This window comes from Aeromonas sp. SrichE-2G (assembly GCF_017939565.1).
Taxonomy (GTDB): domain Bacteria; phylum Pseudomonadota; class Gammaproteobacteria; order Enterobacterales; family Aeromonadaceae; genus Aeromonas; species Aeromonas taiwanensis.
Map to the genome: position 1 here is coordinate 21269 of NZ_JAGKRG010000049.1, position 15628 is coordinate 36896.

Sequence of the window (15628 nt, forward strand, 5' to 3'; positions counted from 1 at the left end):
ATGAGTTCACACATGCAACAATCCCAAAGCCGGTCGCTGGTCGACTGGCTTTCTTATTTGGAGCAGATCCACCCGGTCAACATCGACATGGGACTGGATCGGGTCGGTGCTGTCGCCCGTCGCATGGGGCTCACCGAACTGCCGTTCAAGGTGATCACGGTGGCGGGTACCAACGGCAAGGGCTCCTCCTGCGCCATGGCCGCCAGCATCCTGATGGCGGCGGGCTACCGGGTCGGTGTCTACTCTTCCCCCCATCTGCTGCGCTTCACCGAGCGGGTGCGCGTCAACGGCCAGGAGCTGGCGGATGGCGATCACTGCGCGGCCTTTGCCGAGGTGGAAGCCGCCCGTGGCGACATCGCCCTTACCTTCTTCGAGTTCGCCACCCTGGCGGGTCTGTGGCTGTTTCGCCGCGCCGCCCCCGACGTGCTCCTGCTGGAAGTGGGGCTGGGGGGCCGGCTCGATGCCACCAACGTGGTGGAGTCCGACGTCGCCCTGATCACCTCCATCGCGCTGGATCACTGCGACTGGCTCGGGGATACCCGGGAAGCGGTGGCGGTGGAGAAGGCCGGGGTGTATCGCGCCGGCAAGCCCGCCATCAGCGGCGAGCCCAACCCCCCTGCGACCATCGCGAGCGAAGCGGCGCGTCTGGGCGCCTCCTTGCGCCAGGTAGGCCGTGACTTCCACGGGGATGAGCACGAAGGCGACTGGGACTACCACGGCCTGCAACACTGGCTGGGGCTGCCCAAGCCGGCTCTGCCGCTGATGAACGCGGTCACCGTGCTGGCGGCGCTGGAGTCCCTCGGTCTGCCACTGGCGGAGTCCGCCATCCGCAAAGGGTTGGCGACGGCCCGGCTGGCGGGGCGGATGCAGCAGTTGCAACAGGATCCCCTGGTCATCGTGGACGTGGCCCACAACCCCCATTCGGCGGCCTATCTCGCGAGCCAGCTGCGCCTGCTCCCTTGCAAGGGCAAGCGCCGCGCCGTGGTCGGCATGCTCAAGGACAAGGACATGGCGGGGTCGCTGGCCGAGCTCGGCGGTCTGATAGACGAGTGGTTCCTGGCGAGCCTTCATGGTCCCCGTGCCGCCACGGCGGCTCAGCTGGCCGCAGCCCTGGGTGAACAGGGACCGGCGGTGCAGTGTGAGTCGGTGAGCGAGGCATATGAGGCAGCGCTGGCCGTATCGAGTCCGGATGATATGGTCATCGTGTTCGGCTCGTTTTACACTGTCGCCGACGTGCTGGCCGCGAGCGCCTGAGCCCTTTCTGTCCATCATGGCTTCAGCGACAGGGGGCAGCCTGGCCTGGCATGGGTTTCACAACGAAATGGCGCGAGGGAGCGTTCGTCGTTGATGCCAGCAACACGGTAAACATTCTAAGCAATATGGGTGGAAATTAACTTGGCTTCGAAGTTTCAAAACAGATTGGTGGGCACCGTCATCCTGGTCGCCCTGGTGGTCATCTTTCTGCCGGACCTGATGGATGGCAACAAGCTGGAGCAGAAGGACGAGGCCTTTGCCAAGATCCCGCTGCGCCCGGAGCTGGAGCCCGCCAAGCCTGCCCTTCAGGTCTCGGCGGCGAGCACCCTGCCGGCGGAACATCTGGCGAGCCAGCAGCAGGCCTCTGCCGCGACCCAGTGGCAGGTGGAGGAGATAGGCGACACCGTGACCCTGGCCAATCAGGCTGGGACCAATCAGGCGGTGGCCACTCAGGGCTCGGCGAACCCGGCTGCGACGGCCCAGCCGCAGCAGTCGGCGGTGCAGGCCGTGACACCGCCCAAGCCGCAGCCCAAACCCGAGCCCAAGCCGGAAGTGATCGCCAGGAAGCCGGTGGAGCAACCCAAGCCCAAGCCGGTGCCCCCCAAGCCGGTAGAGGTGCAAAAGCCGGTGGAGGCCAAGCCGCAGGCGGGCCAGATCAAATCCATGGATGATCTTATCGCGAGCAAGATGGCCCAGCCGGCCCCGGCTCCTGCCGCCACGTCGACCCAGGGAAGCTGGATCCTGCAGCTCGGCGCCTTCAAGAATGCAGACAGCGTCAATGCCCTGGTGAGCAAGCTGAGGGCGGCGGGCTACTCGGCCCAGACGTCGCCGAGAACCCCGGTGCAGGGGCAGATCAACCGGGTCTTCATCGGGCCGGATGTCTCCAAGGCGAAGTTGCAGGGCATGCAGAGCCGGATCAGCCAGATGACCGGCTTGAGCGGCTCAGTGGTGGCCTACAACCCCTGACAGGGTGATGAAATGAAAAGACCGCGCCTCATGGCAACATGGGCGCGGTCTTTTTTTGTGTGCAAAACGGGGAGGGGAGTATGGCCATCGGGCAGCCGAGGAGGCCTAGATGCACTTCACCGGCTTGGGCAGGCCCGCGATCTTGGTGGCCTGCTTGGCGGGGCCTTCCGGGAACAATTTGTAGAGGTAGCGGCTGTTGCCCTTCTCCGGGCCGTACTGTTTTTCCATCGCCTTGACCAGGGCGCGGATGGCGGGGGAGGTGTTGAACTCCAGGTAGAAGGCCCGCACGAACCGCACCACTTCCCAGTGGGGCGCCTCCAGCACTATCCCCTCCCGCTCGGCCAGCACCAGGGCCAGCGCCTCGCTCCAGTCTGTGACATGACGCAGATAGCCCTGGGCATCGGTCTCGATGGCCTGGCCGTTGAATTCCAGCTGATGATGCTCAGACATAAGGGCTCCTCACAAAGGGCTGTCGGGACTGGGTTATTGGGATTGGGCGGGCATGGTAGCGCCTTGCCTCCCGCTCGGCAACCGGCGGGACCCGTGCCCCTTCACCGGCTGCCCGGCGAAGGGGGCGCTCAGCCCTGATCCTGCCCGGTCAGCAGGTGACCGTCGTTGGCCAGCATCAGCAACTCGTCGGCCAGCTGGCTGATGAGACTGAGCTGCTGGCTCAGCATCAGCTGCTCCTCACTGCTCTCCGGGGCGATGGCCGGGCACTGGCCCTCGAGGTGCGCCGGCATCTCGCCCGCCAGGTGGCCGGCGGCCTGCTCCAGGGTATGGCTGATGTGGCGGCTGATCTCCTCCAGCCCCTCGATGGGCTCGAGCTTGTCACGATGTGCCCCTAGCGCCGAGATGTAGGAGAGCAGGGCATGGTTGCGCCAGGTGAGGGTGAAGCAGAGGTCGAGGAAGCGGCGGCGCTTGCTCGGCTCCACCAGCATGCTCTGCCAGGCCATGGCCAGCTCGCTGTCGGCGAGGTGGGCGCACTTGCGGGCTACCCGGTAGTCGAGGGACTCGTCCCGCTGGCGGTGCAGGCTGGCGAGCACGGCCGAGAGGTACTTCGCATTGGCGGACAAGGAGTTGGCGATAAGGGTCGGCAGGCGCTTGTACTGCCAGTCCGGCCACAGCCAGGCCACCAGCGCATAGGAGAGCAGACAGCCGAGCAGGGTGTCGAGCAGGCGCGGCCCCAGGATGGCGAAGCCGATGCCGTCCAGCAGGTTGAAGGCCATCAGCACATAGAGGGTGATGAAGCAGACGGCGGCGCTGTAGTTGCTGCGTACCTGGGTGAAGAAGAGGAAGGCGGCGAGCCCCATGATCCCGAGCTGCAGGTGCAGCTCGGGGAAGAGCCAGAGCACGGGCACGCCGATGAGGATGCCGGCGAAGGTACCGAGCATCCGCTGCACCAGACGGCGCCGGGTGGCGCTGTAGCTCGGCTGGCAGACGAACAGCACGGTGAGCAGGATCCAGTAGCCCTTGTCCAGATGGAACGCCTGGAGTATGCCATAGCCCACCACCAGCCCGAGGGAGAGGCGCAGGGCGTGGCGAAACACCATGGAGTTCGGGGTCAGGTGTTGCTTGATCAGGGCCAGCAGTGGCAAGGGGGCTGGCCTTGCCAGGGGCGGCAGGCTGGTGGGCGGGGAAGCTGGGTTTTGCAGCTCCTCGGCGCTTTGCAGCAGCTGGTTGATGCTGGCCAGGTTGCGGCGCAGAAACTTCATCGGCGTCAGCAGGGTCTTGGGATAGTGCTGCTTGAGGTGGGTGAACTCCAGCTGATCGCCGAGGGCCTCCAGGGTCCAGTGGATGCGCTTGTGATGGCGATAGGGCTTGTGCACCAGGATGGCGTAACCGAGCTGCTGGCACGCCTCGGCGAGCTGTGACAGCACTTCCTGGAAGCCATCCAGGACGATGCCCTGCTTGAGCTCGGCTTCCAGCTTGCTGTAGGGATAGTGGCTGGAGGTGGCCCGCTCCTGGATCTCCAGCGCCAGCAGATAGAGGCGCAGCAGGCCGGCGAGCTCGGGGGCCACCCGTTGCCGGCTCATGGGGGCATTGAGGCGGGCATTGAGCGCCGTCTTGGCCAGGTTCAGAGCGTTGACCAGGTTGATGTTGAGCTGGGCCAGGTTGTGGCGGATGGCCTGGGCGCCGTGCTCGTCTGCCGGAAAGAAGCGCGACTTCTCCTGCAGATAGCGGGAGAGGGCGAAATAGCTCTGGGCCAGCTGCTCGTGCAGGGTCTTGTAGGGCAGCAGCCAGAGCCAGACCAGCGAGACCAGGCCGTACCAGAGGGCCCCGGCTCCCAGTGCCAGAGGCTGATAGAAGAGATCCGGTGCCTTGGCGGCCCCCAGCATGGTGTAGATGGCGATGAGCAGGGAGCCGAAGCTGATGGTGGCGTAGCGCTGGCCGAGGGCCCCCACCATCACGAAGAGGAAGGTGGAGCCCGCAAGCCCGATGGCAAACAGCCAGGGGGTGGGGAAGAGATACTGGACGCACAGGGAGGCGAACAGGAAGCAGACCAGCGTCATGGCGAGGTTTTTGACCCGGCCCCAGAGGCTGTCGTCGGTCTCGGCGATGGCACCCGCCACGACCCCGAGGGAGAGCAGCACGGTGAGCTGGATGTCGCCAGTGAACAATGCGAAGGCGAGCAGCCCCACGATGGCGAGCAGGACCTTGAGCGCGAAGTAGATGTGGCTGTCTGTCAGCAGCCGGCGCAGCAGGCTTGAGAAATCCATGGGCATGGGATGGCGGCAACCCTTGAGCGAATCGAAAGCGAAAGCATAACCCGTCGACAGCGAAATGGCCCTGATTTGGATCAGGGCCATTTCGCATCATCTTCTTGATTTACTGGTTATCCTGACAGAAACAGGAGCCAATAAAAACCCCGCCGAAGCGGGGTTTTGTGCATCATCAGCATCCATCAGTTGCGGTTGCCGCCCAGGAGGCTCAGCAGGCTCAGGAAGATGTTGTAGATGGAGACATACAGGGTGACGGTGGCGGAGATGTAGTTGGTCTCGCCGCCGCGCACGATCTGCTGGGTGGTCAGCAGGATGGCGCCGGAGGAGAACAGCATGAACATGGCGGACAGGGCCAGGCTCAGGGCGCTCATCTGCAGGAAGATGTTGGCAATCATGGCCACCAGCAGCACCCAGAAGCCGACGAACAGCATGCCGCCGATGAAGGAGAGGTCACGCTTGGTGGTCAGGGCATAGGCCGACAGACCGAAGAAGGTGAGCGCGGTGCCGCCGAGGGCCGTCATCACGATCTCGCCGCCGCCGTTGTTCATGTACATGTTGATGATGGGGCCCAGGCTGTAGCCCAGCAGGCCGGTCAGGGCGAAGGTGAACACCAGGCCCATGCCGTTGTCGCGGTTCTTTTCGGTCAGGAACATCAGACCGTAGACCCCGATGAGGAACACGGCCCAGTGCAGGGGCGGCAGGTTCATCACGGTCGCTACCCCGGCTACCACGGCGGAGAAGCCAAGAGTGAGGGAGAGCAGCATATAGGTGTTGCGCAGCACCTTGTTGGTGTCGCGCACGGCACCCTGGGTGCCAGTGTAGATAGAACGGGTATCCATCTTGATGTCCTCTTGATTTCCGGGAGAAGCGGCAGAGCCCGCCTCGTTAACGCATTGTATGCACTGAATGTGTGGATGACGAGCGCTGTTTTCAAGCGCCTCTCCACCTGTATGGGACCCACTATTCCAGAGCAAAGATGTATTGCGCATGAACAAGGTGTTGTCGCCGCCGGCAGAGTGCTCGGCAGAGTGCCCGGATGAGGGCCGTGCAGATCAGGGTCCCGGCCTTGAAAACGGCAACGGACAAGCCTCCAGAAGTGCCATCCTCTTGCCCTGGGCGGTGGGATCAGGATCCCGTTTTCTGGGCAACGCTCACCGCGTATCCGGCAGTGAGGACCGGGGGCGCCTCTGTGGGGAGGGCGGGGGCCAATACCGATATCAGGAAAGATAAGAGCCGGCAACGCCGGCTCTTGGGGGGTATGACGTCGGGGATTATTGCGGACCTTTCTGGATGGTGTCCGCGATGATGTTGGACATGTCGAAGCTGGTGCCACCCTGTACCGGCGGGTAGTCCTTCAGGGTCTTGACGTGCTGGGCAACCACTTCGCTGACGGGGGCCAGCAACCAGGACATCTTCTGCATCAGGTGACCCTGGGCATCAATCGTGTCATAGCTCTCGAACGGATCGGCCCGCAGGTTGTAAATCTTGGGCACGGTGAGCGGCACGACGTTGGCGTAGTAATCCTCCTTGGTGGAGAAGTGGAACTTCCACTGTCCCATGCGCACGGCGGTGAGCTTGTCCTCGTAGTAGTAGAGGATGGAGTTGCGTTTGGACTCTTTGGATTGGCCAGTCCAGTAGTCGAGGTTGTTGATGCCATCGATGTACTGTTTCTTCTGCTTCATCATGTCATCGGCCACGTTTTTCACGCCGGCGGCCGCGGAGAGGGTGGTGAACAGATCCTGGTGACCCTGGATGCCATTGAGCACCTCACCGGCCGGGATGTGATCGGGCCAGCGTGCCATCATGGGCACCCGTACGCCGCCTTCGTAGGTGGTCATCTTCTCGCCGCGGAAGGGGGTGGTGGCACCGTGCGGCCAGGAGGAGTGCTCCGGACCGTTGTCGGTGGTGTAGATGACGATGGTGTTCTTGTCCAGACCGTTCTGCTTGAGGTAATCGAGCACGACCCCGATGTCGTGGTCATGCTGCAGCATGCCGCTGCCGTGCAAATCGTACTCGCTCGTGTACTTCTCGGCGGCATAGCGCCACTTGTCGTTGAGTCGGGTATAGAGGTGCATGCGGCTGGTGTTCAGCCAGACGAAGAAGGGTTTCCCATCCGACTTGGCCTTGTCGATGAACTTGAAGGTGGCCGGAATGACCTCCTTGCCGTCGAAATCTTTCATCCGCTCCTGGGTCAGCGGGCCCGTATCGGTACACTTCTGCTTGCCGACTTCGCCAAAGCGCGGTTCGACCGTCTTGTCTTCGGTGCCGCTGGCGTAGCAGTGCAGCACACCACGTGTGCCGAACTTCTCGTCATACTTCTCGGCTGATCCGGCATAGGCCTTGGCAAAGTTCTGATAGTCCCGTTGTTCGGACTCTTCCTGGGTATTGAGGTGGTAGAGGTTGCCGAAGAACTCGTCGAAGCCGTGCGCCGTGGGCAGGGCGAAGTTGCGATCGCCCAGGTGGTTCTTGCCGAACTGGCCGGTGCTGTAACCCTGGGCTTTCAGTACTTCAGCGAGGGACGGGGACTCGGCCTTCAGGCCCAGCGCGCCGCCCGGCATGCTGACGGTGGTCATCCCCGAACGGATCGGATACTGGCCGGTGATGAAGGCTGCGCGTCCGGCCGTGGAGCTTGGCTGGGCATAGTGATCGGTAAAGATGGCCCCTTGCTGGCCAATGCTGTCGATGTTGGGGGTACGGTATCCCATGGTGCCCATTCCGTAGGCACTGACGTTCTGCCAGCCGATGTCATCACCAAAGATGACCAGGATGTTCGGCTGGGCTGCTTCCGCCGCCTGCAAGGCGGGGATGCCGCCAAAGGCGGCCAGCAAGGCCGTCGCGAGGATGGTTTTCTTCATCTTCTTACTCATATGTGCTTATGCCAGACAACAGTAATGCTCAACGTGTAACGGATGGCTTCCTGACCTCTTTTCGGAAGGCGGTGGGTGGGCAGCCATGGGCGATGCTGACCCATTCATGATTGCAGGTAGCCCATTCTGGTCAGGAGATGGACGACATCGGGCCCCACGTGATCATAGAAACGATAGAGTCCGCTGCAGAGATAGTTGAGACCTGCCTCACCTTCTTGACTTTTTATCAGACGATTTTTTGGGCACTCCCCCCAACACAGCCTCAGGTAGTCACACTGGCGGCATTGGGTGGGCAGGGTATCGCGCTTGGCGAGACCAAATGTTTGCTGGGGCACTGAAAAAGCGAGATCGCCGAGATGGGTCTGATGCAGGTTGCCGAGGCGGTATTCGGGATAGACGAAGTGATCGCAGGAGAAGACCTCCCCGTCGTGCTCCACGGCCACGGCCTTGCCACAGAACTCCGACTGGGTGCAGGTCTGGCCGGGCTGACCGGCGGCCTGGGCAATCAGGGTCTCAAACAGATTGACGTGTACCCGACCCAGATCCTGCCGTTTCCACTCCTCCCAGACACCGATGAGAAAGGCGCCATAGTCATCGGGGTCGACGGACCATTCCGTCACGATGGAGAGGGGATGACCGGGGCGCGCCTCGGCGGTGCCATAGTCCGGCATCAAGCCGGGAGCCAGCTTGGCTGGCGCGGTCTGGCGATAGAGCTTGGGTTCGACCGCAGGGGTGAACTGCACCCGCCAGGTCCCGACCTCATCGACCAGAAAACGGTACACCTCTTTCGGGTGCAGGGCATTGAGGCGGTTGACCACGCACAGGGCCGCAAAGGGAATGTTCGCCTCCCTCAGGCGGGTGGCTGCGGCCATGACCTGCTCGAAGGTGGACTTGCCGCTGCGGGTCTTGCGATAGGCATCGTGCAGTGCCTGCGGGCCATCGATGGAGAGGCCGACGTGAAAGTCGTGCTGGCGCAGGAAGGCAATCCAGCGATCATCCAGTGCGATGCCGTTGGTCTGCAGATCGTTGGCGATGCGTTGCCCCGGCTTGGCATATCGGGCTTGCAGGGCGACGATCCGCTCGAAGAAGGGCAGCCCCATCAGGGTCGGCTCGCCCCCCTGCCACGAGAACACCACCTCGTTCCCGGTTTGTGCCTCGATGTACTGGCGGATGTGTTGCTCCAGCGTCGACTCGCTCATCTGGCTGTGCTGAGAGTGTTCCAGCAGCTCCGTCTTGTGCAGATAGAAGCAGTAATCGCAATCGATGTTGCAGCGGGCACCACCCGGTTTGACCATGGCGTGAAAACGGTAATGGCGCCCCGCAGGCAAGGGGGGCAGATTCAGTACAGGTATCCTCATGCACTCGTTCCGGGAAGAGTCGATTGTACCAATGTAAACCTAACGTTCTGATTTTCATAGCTATGGTCAGCACAAAAAGTGCCTCGCATGACGCTGGTTTCACGGGGGAAGCGTCTCCTCAGCCCCGGAGCCTGACTCCTCTGATGGCGTGTGTCAGGCAGGGATGCGGCAGGGGCTGCGGCACTCTCTGCCCGATGCGGGTTGCAGGTGCCAGGTTCGGGAGGCGCAAAAAAGTATCCGCAGGTGTTTTCCTGTGTCTGGAATCGTCACATCACCGGCGGGTGGGGGTGGGGGAAGGCGATGTACTACTCTTCGCGCTGTCTGGCGATCCGCATCGGTGAGAAGCCGAACTGTTTTCGAAACGCCGTGATGAAGTTCGCCACATGGTCATAGCCGGCGTGGGCGGCGGCGCCTTGCAGGGAGAGGCTGCGCTCCTCCAGCCTGGCCCGTGCCTCCTGCAGTTTTCGCACGCGCAGGTAGCGCTGCAGGCTCATGCCGAGCTCTTTTCTCGCGGCCCTCTGCAGGGTGGAGATGCTCATGCCAAGGGTGCCCGCGATGTCGGCCAGGGTCATCTTGTCCACCCTGTCATCCCTGAGCAGCATCTTCAGCCGTGTCGGCTGGTCGTTCTGGCGCAGGCAGGAGGGGGAGGTGGCCTGCTTGAGGTTGGTCATCAGGCTCTCCCACACGCTGAGGGCAAAGGCCTTGCGCATCAACATTTCGGGGGCGTTCTGGCTGCTGGTGAGGTTGAGCGCTTCCGCAATCTGCCCCAGTGGTGGGGGCAGGGGCCAGTCGAAGCGGCTCAGATGGCGGCTGAAGGTCTGTGCGAAACACTTGCGATGATCCTGTGCCAGGTTGTGGGCGAGCCAGGCGTGGTCCAGGGAGAGGACGATGCTGCGGCTGCGCACCTGGGCCCTGGCTGCCCCCTGCACGATGTCGGGCTCGGTGTAGAGGATGGCGGTCGCCACTATGGGATCGGACTCGTGGAAGCGGCACCCCTTGAGCCGGTGAATGGCACCATAGGTCATCAGGGCCCGGCTCTCGAGGGGAATGGCGATGATCAGCTGGGGCGGCAGCTCCCGCTCGGTGGCGAAGTCGGCCTTGTGAACGATGTCCTTGTTGTGAAAGCGAAGACCCTCCTGGATCACCAGGTTCTCCACCCTGCCGGTGAAGCGGCCCCGTTGGCGCGCGCTGGTATCCCTTGCCACTGTGTCAGTCATGTGCAATTTGACCATGTCGAAGAGTGAAATGACCACACCGCAAAACTGCGGCGGAAGATGGAGTGATATATTAGCCCCCGGAAAATTAAATGAAAATGATTATCATCTCTATCTTGGGGTCACTCTTACTATGGTTGTCTTGAAGGATAAAGCGTTAAGCCCGCTGGCTCTGGCCGTCTCTGCCGCTCTGGCCGTCACCCTTGCCGCTCCGGCCGTGGCACAAACACCGGACATCAGCCCGGATGAAACCCTGGTCGTCTATGGCAACCCGCTCTACGGGATGTCGCCGTCGGAGGAGACGGGAGGCTATGGGGTCGACTCGGCCACCGTCGGCACCAAGACGCCGGCGGCCCTCAAAGACATCCCCCAGTCGATCAGCGTGCTGACCAACGACTACATCGAGGAGCGCAACTTCGTGGCGGTGGACGATCTGGCCAAGTACACGCCGGGTCTGCGCACCCTGGTCAACGACAGCGGCCGCTCCTCCATCTTCTCCCGCGGTTATGAATACGACGAGGTGAACCTCAACGGCCTGCCGTCGCCCATGCAGAGCAAGTACGGCACCCTGCCGTCGCTGGCTGCGGTGGATCGGGTGGAGATCATGCGCGGCCCCTCCGGCCTCTTCAACAGCACCAGCGAGCTGGGGGGCGTGATCAACATGGTGCTCAAGCGTCCGACCGACGTCTTCAAGGGCTCGGTCACGGCGCGCTATGGCAGCTGGGACAGGCACTACCTGGAGGCGGACATGGGGGGCGCACTCAACGACGAGGGCTCAATGCGCGGTCGCGTCGTGGTAGCCAACGCCGACATCAAGAACCAGGTGGACTACAACAACAACGACAACGGCACCTACTACGGCACCCTGGAGTTCGATCTCTCGGATCGTACCCGCCTCTCCGTCTACGCCCTGCACCAGACCAAGGACATCCTGCCGACCAACGGCCTGCCGGCGTACAAGGACGGCACCCAACTCGACATTGGCCGCAGCACCTACCTGGGCTCGGACGAGGACTTCTTCGACGCCGACACCACGGATGTGGGGGCTTCGCTGCAGCATGCCTTCGCCAACGGCGGGGTCGGCCAGGTCTCGGCCCGCTACATGGATCACGACATGAGGCTGGAGCAGACCTTCACCAACGGTCCCGTTGACGCGGCGGGTAACACCGGGCTGATGTTCAACGGTCAGGGGAACCAGCAGAAGGACATGGCCTTCGATGCCAACTACAGCCAGATGTTTGGCTTGTTTGGCCACAAGAGCGAGTTCGTGCTGGGCTCTGACTACAAGCGTTATGAGTCGGATATCCAGACCTACACCAACCGCAACCTCGGCAAGATCAACGTGTTCGACTTCGATCCGACCACGGTCGCCAAACCGACCTACAGCTACACCAAGAACGATCACGAGGAGCAATCCGAGCTGGGCCTTTATGGCAAGGTGACCTGGCGGTTGATGGAGCCGCTCGCGGTGATCACCGGGGCTCGCGTCTCCTGGTACGATCTGGATGTCGTCAGCACCACCCTGAGCTCGGGGGCCCAGAGCGGCGAGTCCGCCGCGTTCAATGGCAAGTTCACCCCTTACGCGGGCGCCGTCTATGACCTGAGCGACGAGCACGCCTGGTATGCCAGCTACTCCAAGGTGTTCAAGCCCCAGACCAGTCAGGACGAGAGCGGCAACATGCTCAAGCCCCGGGAGGGCAGCCAGTGGGAGACCGGCATCAAGTCCTCGCTGCAGGACGGCCTGCTCAACACCCGGGCGACCCTCTTCCTGATGAAGGACGACAACATCGCTGCCCAGGCCTACGACGATCAGGGCATCGCCATCACCAATACCTACTGGGCGACCGGCAAGGTGGAGACACAAGGGGTGGAGCTGGAGGCGAGCGGCTACCTCAGCCAGAACTGGATGGTGATGGCCGGCTATACCTTCACCGACATCGAGGAGAAGGCGGGGGATCACAACCCGAAATTCGACACCATCCCCCGTCACGCTCTCTCACTCTGGACCGACTACCACCTGGCCGACTGGGTGCAGGGGCTGCACCTTGGGGCCGGGATGACGGCGGTGAGCGACTACGGCTTCAACCAGAAGGGAGTCGAGACCCACCAGGGGGGCTATGCCCTGTTCGATGCGGCGGTGCGTTACGAGATCAACGACAGGATGCAGGCGACCCTGAACCTCTACAACCTCTTGGATCGCGAGTACTTCTACCGGGTCGGCTCCACCAGCACCTTCAACATGTACGGCGAGCCGGCGAACCTGATGGCAGGCTTCACCTACAAGCTGTAACGACCGACGACAGCAGGGCCTGCGGGCCCTGCTGCCTTCTCTGTGTGCCGCCCGGCGCGGGATCCCCAAGGCTGGCGACACGACTCTGGTTCATCCAATGACAAGACTCATCACCCTGCTGCTCACCATGATCACACTCTCTTCTGCCCACGCAGACATGCTCCACTACGCCCAGCGCTTCACCCATCATTCGACCCTGCTGGAGGAGACGCGGCAATACAGCGTCTCTCTGCCCCAGGAATATGAACGCGAGCCCGGGGCGCGCTTCCCCGTGCTCTATCTGCTCGATGGGGAGAAGAGCCTGTTGGAGGTCGCCGGCATCACCCGGGCCCTGCGGGCCGGGCTCAATCCGGCGATCCCCCCCCTCATCATCGTCGCGGTGCACAACACCGACCGGATGCGGGATTACACCCCGAGCCACACCATGACCTTGCCCAATGGGGCACCGGCGGGGCCAGGCTATGCCGTGACGGGGGGCGGCCCCCGGTTCCTGCGCTATCTGAGCGAGGAGCTGCACCCCCTCATCGAGGAGAGGTTCCGGACCCAGGCGCCGGCCCTGCTGGTGGGCCACTCCCTCGGCGGGCTGCTGGCGCTCGATGCACAGGCGCGGGATGGCGGCCAGTTCCAGGGGGTGATCGCCATCGACGCCAGCCTCTGGTTCGACTATCCCCACAACGAGCAGCGTATCGCGAAGGGGTTGACCGGGCCGCTCAGGCACGCCTCCTCGCTGTTTATCGCGGTGGCCAACAACCCCTTCACCCCGGGATTCGGGCGCTCGGCGTTTCACCGGGATCGCCTGCAGCAGTTTGCCCGGCAGGTGGTGGGAGCTCCCGGCCCGAACCTGCACGTCACCAGCCGCTACTTCGAGGAGGAGGATCACCACAGCGTCTACCACCCCGCCGTCTATCAGGGGTTGCAGTGGCTGTTTCGGGGCTACCGGCTGGATCTGGCGCCCGAGCTCTTCAGCCGGCAGGCGGTGATCGCCCGCTTTGATGCCCTGAACCGCCACCTCGGCGGTGCACTGCGCCCTGAGCTGGGGAGCCTGAGGGACATCAGGGAGAAGGCCGCGCGCTGGCCGCAGATGGCGATCCCCGTGGCCGAGGTCGATGCCCTGCTGGCCCACTACTACGGGCCCGAGCAGTGAAGGGCCGGGGCCGGGTGCTTTCTGCCTGTGTCTGGAATCGTCACAGCACCGCCGGGCGCGGGTGTCGGCCCGGGGGCGACGCTGGGTACACTGCCGGGACAAGGGGCGCCGGGTCGGCCCCCCGACAGAGGCAGGGAGTGAGCTATGGCGGTTGCAGGAAAGAGGGGAGGCGTGCTGGCACTCTGGTGTGGCGCACTCCTGATGTCGGGGTGCAGCGTGCTCGCGCCCGTGCCCATCACCTATCTGAGCCAGGATCCGCCCCCCGGCAGGCTGCCCCACGGGGAGACGGTCTATGTGGATGATGACCGGTGTCCGGCGGGCCAGGTGAAGCGGCTCATCGGCGGGGATGCGAAGCAGAACATCCCGCGCAAGGTGGAATGCGTGCCACGCCCACAACAAGAAGGGGAGTGGTGGACAGGGATTTAAAAAAACAAGCCCGGGCGCGCGCCCGGGCTTGTTCGTCTCCAGGGGGAGGCTTGCCGGGCTAGAAGGCATCCCCCGGCACGCGCACCCAGCCCTCCATCAGGATGCGGGCAGAGCGGGACATCACCGCCTTGGTGACCGTCCACTCCCCCGCCAGCTGCCGCGCCTGGGCCCCGACCCTCAGGGTGCCGGACGGATGGCCGAAGCGCACCGCCTCCCGCTCGCCGCCCCCAGCCGCCTGGTTGACGAGGGTGCCCGGGATGGCCGCCGCCGTGCCGATGGCCACGGCGCAGGTGCCCATCATGGCGTGGTGCAGCTTGCCCATGGAGAGGGCCCGCACCAGCAGATCTATCTCGCCAGCAATAATCTCCTTGCCGCTGGCGGTGCGGTAATCCTTCGCCGGCGCGACGAAGGCAATTTTCGGGGTGTGCTGGCGGGTAGCCGCCTCTTCTGCGGTCTTGATCAGCCCCATGCGCAGGGCCCCGGCGATGCGGATCGCCTCGAAGCGGGCCAGAGCCTCGGGATCCGTGTTGATCTGCTCGCGAAGCTCCGTGCCCGTATAGCCAATCTCCTCGGCATTGACGAAGACGGTGGGGATGCCGGCGCTGATCAGGGTCGCCTTCAGCACGCCGCTCTTTACAACAGACGCGGGCACCTCCAGCTCGTCCACCAGATTGCCGGTGGGGAAGAGGGCACCGCCCTCCTCGCCGTCATCGGAGGGGTCGAGAAACTCCAGCACGATCTCGGCGGCGGGGAAGGTGACGCCGTCCAGCTCGAAGTCTCCTGTCTCCTGCACCTGGCCGTTGCTCACCGGCACCTGGGCGAGGATGGTTTTGCCAATATTGGCCTGCCAGATCCGCACCACGCAGGTGCCGTTGTCCGGGATGCGGGCGGGATCCACCAGGCCCGCGTGGATGGCGAAGGCGCCGGCGCCGGTGGAGAGGTTGCCGCAGTTGCCGCTCCAGTCGACGAACTCCTTGTCGATGGCGACCTGACCGTAGAGGTAGTCCACGTCGTGATCGGGCTGGCTGCTCCTGGAGAGGATCACGCACTTGGAGGTGGAGGAGGTGGCTCCCCCCATGCCGTCGATGTGGGCGCCGTAGGGGTCGGGGCTGCCGATGACGCGCAGGAAGAGCGCGTCCCGGGCCGGGCCCGGCACCTGGCAGCGTTCGGGCAGGTCCTGCAGCCGGAAGAAGACCCCCTTGCTGGTGCCGCCGCGCAGGTAGGTGGCCGGGATTCTGACTTGTGGTGTGTGGGCCATAGAGAATGTCCTGAGAAGAGTCATAGTTCCTTCTCCCTCTGGGAGACGGTGCCCGAAGGGCGGATGAGGGGATTTCCCCTCACCCCAACCCTCCCCCAAAGGGAGAGGGTGCTTTTACGCCTTCCCCTTTT

General features: G+C 63.6%; 12 protein-coding genes. 5 read left to right on the forward strand and 7 right to left on the reverse strand.

Features of this window, described 5'->3' with window-relative positions; translation table 11 throughout:
* Positions 1-1254: a bifunctional tetrahydrofolate synthase/dihydrofolate synthase gene (gene folC, locus J9885_RS15055; protein ID WP_210549924.1), complete on the forward strand. Its 1254-nt coding sequence runs from the start codon at positions 1-3 to the stop codon at positions 1252-1254.
* 141 nt (positions 1255-1395) lie between these two features.
* Positions 1396-2220: a cell division protein DedD gene (dedD, locus tag J9885_RS15060; RefSeq protein WP_210549925.1), complete on the forward strand. Its 825-nt coding sequence runs from the start codon at positions 1396-1398 to the stop codon at positions 2218-2220.
* 105 nt (positions 2221-2325) lie between these two features.
* On the opposite strand, the gene J9885_RS15065 is transcribed toward dedD, so the two are convergent.
* The 6 genes from J9885_RS15065 to J9885_RS15090 all read right to left on the reverse strand — a co-directional run bounded on the left by J9885_RS15065 (position 2326) and on the right by J9885_RS15090 (position 10382).
* Positions 2326-2670 (reverse strand): TusE/DsrC/DsvC family sulfur relay protein, encoded by a 345-nt coding sequence (locus J9885_RS15065; RefSeq protein WP_042078532.1) that lies wholly within the window; start codon positions 2668-2670, stop codon positions 2326-2328.
* Positions 2671-2798: 128 nt separating this feature from the next.
* A complete protein-coding gene (yccS, locus tag J9885_RS15070; RefSeq protein ID WP_210550074.1) occupies positions 2799-4943 on the reverse strand; it encodes a YccS family putative transporter in 2145 nt (714 codons plus the stop codon).
* A 179-nt stretch (positions 4944-5122) separates the two neighbouring features.
* Positions 5123-5779 carry a Bax inhibitor-1/YccA family protein gene (locus J9885_RS15075; protein WP_043759751.1) on the reverse strand — a complete coding sequence of 219 codons (657 nt, stop codon included), beginning with the start codon at positions 5777-5779 and terminating at the stop codon, positions 5123-5125.
* A gap of 432 nt (positions 5780-6211) precedes the next feature.
* Positions 6212-7795 carry an arylsulfatase gene (locus J9885_RS15080; protein ID WP_210549926.1) on the reverse strand — a complete coding sequence of 528 codons (1584 nt, stop codon included), beginning with the start codon at positions 7793-7795 and terminating at the stop codon, positions 6212-6214.
* 116 nt (positions 7796-7911) lie between these two features.
* Positions 7912-9165: an anaerobic sulfatase maturase gene (locus tag J9885_RS15085; protein ID WP_134695647.1), complete on the reverse strand. Its 1254-nt coding sequence runs from the start codon at positions 9163-9165 to the stop codon at positions 7912-7914.
* Positions 9166-9470: 305 nt separating this feature from the next.
* Complete coding sequence (locus J9885_RS15090) at positions 9471-10382, reverse strand: helix-turn-helix domain-containing protein (RefSeq protein ID WP_246876977.1); 912 nt, start codon at positions 10380-10382, stop codon at positions 9471-9473.
* 130 nt (positions 10383-10512) lie between these two features.
* On the opposite strand from J9885_RS15090, the gene J9885_RS15095 reads away from it, so the two are divergent.
* The 3 genes from J9885_RS15095 (at position 10513) to J9885_RS15105 (ending at position 14239) form a co-directional block, all read left to right on the forward strand.
* On the forward strand, positions 10513-12669 hold the full coding sequence (locus J9885_RS15095) for a TonB-dependent siderophore receptor (protein WP_246876978.1): 2157 nt from the start codon (positions 10513-10515) through the stop codon (positions 12667-12669).
* A 97-nt stretch (positions 12670-12766) separates the two neighbouring features.
* On the forward strand, positions 12767-13813 hold the full coding sequence (locus J9885_RS15100; protein ID WP_210549927.1) for an alpha/beta hydrolase-fold protein: 1047 nt from the start codon (positions 12767-12769) through the stop codon (positions 13811-13813).
* A gap of 144 nt (positions 13814-13957) precedes the next feature.
* Positions 13958-14239, forward strand: a complete 282-nt coding sequence (locus J9885_RS15105; RefSeq protein WP_210549928.1) for a DUF6719 family protein — start codon at positions 13958-13960, stop codon at positions 14237-14239.
* A gap of 58 nt (positions 14240-14297) precedes the next feature.
* Here J9885_RS15105 and prpF read toward each other — a convergent pair whose 3' ends face one another.
* Complete coding sequence (prpF, locus tag J9885_RS15110; protein WP_210549929.1) at positions 14298-15497, reverse strand: 2-methylaconitate cis-trans isomerase PrpF; 1200 nt, start codon at positions 15495-15497, stop codon at positions 14298-14300.
* Positions 15498-15628: the final 131 nt, after the last annotated feature.

Coding starts and splice junctions, on each gene's coding strand:
- J9885_RS15090 (WP_246876977.1), bottom strand. CDS start 10,382: ATGACTGACACAGTGGCAAGGGATACCAGCGCGCGCCAACGGGGCCGC.
- J9885_RS15080 (WP_210549926.1), bottom strand. CDS start 7,795: ATGAAGAAAACCATCCTCGCGACGGCCTTGCTGGCCGCCTTTGGCGGC.
- folC (WP_210549924.1), top strand. CDS start 1: ATGAGTTCACACATGCAACAATCCCAAAGCCGGTCGCTGGTCGACTGG.
- J9885_RS15105 (WP_210549928.1), top strand. CDS start 13,958: ATGGCGGTTGCAGGAAAGAGGGGAGGCGTGCTGGCACTCTGGTGTGGC.
- prpF (WP_210549929.1), bottom strand. CDS start 15,497: ATGGCCCACACACCACAAGTCAGAATCCCGGCCACCTACCTGCGCGGC.
- yccS (WP_210550074.1), bottom strand. CDS start 4,943: ATGCCCATGGATTTCTCAAGCCTGCTGCGCCGGCTGCTGACAGACAGC.
- J9885_RS15100 (WP_210549927.1), top strand. CDS start 12,767: ATGACAAGACTCATCACCCTGCTGCTCACCATGATCACACTCTCTTCT.
- J9885_RS15075 (WP_043759751.1), bottom strand. CDS start 5,779: ATGGATACCCGTTCTATCTACACTGGCACCCAGGGTGCCGTGCGCGAC.
- J9885_RS15095 (WP_246876978.1), top strand. CDS start 10,513: ATGGTTGTCTTGAAGGATAAAGCGTTAAGCCCGCTGGCTCTGGCCGTC.
- J9885_RS15085 (WP_134695647.1), bottom strand. CDS start 9,165: ATGAGGATACCTGTACTGAATCTGCCCCCCTTGCCTGCGGGGCGCCAT.
- J9885_RS15065 (WP_042078532.1), bottom strand. CDS start 2,670: ATGTCTGAGCATCATCAGCTGGAATTCAACGGCCAGGCCATCGAGACC.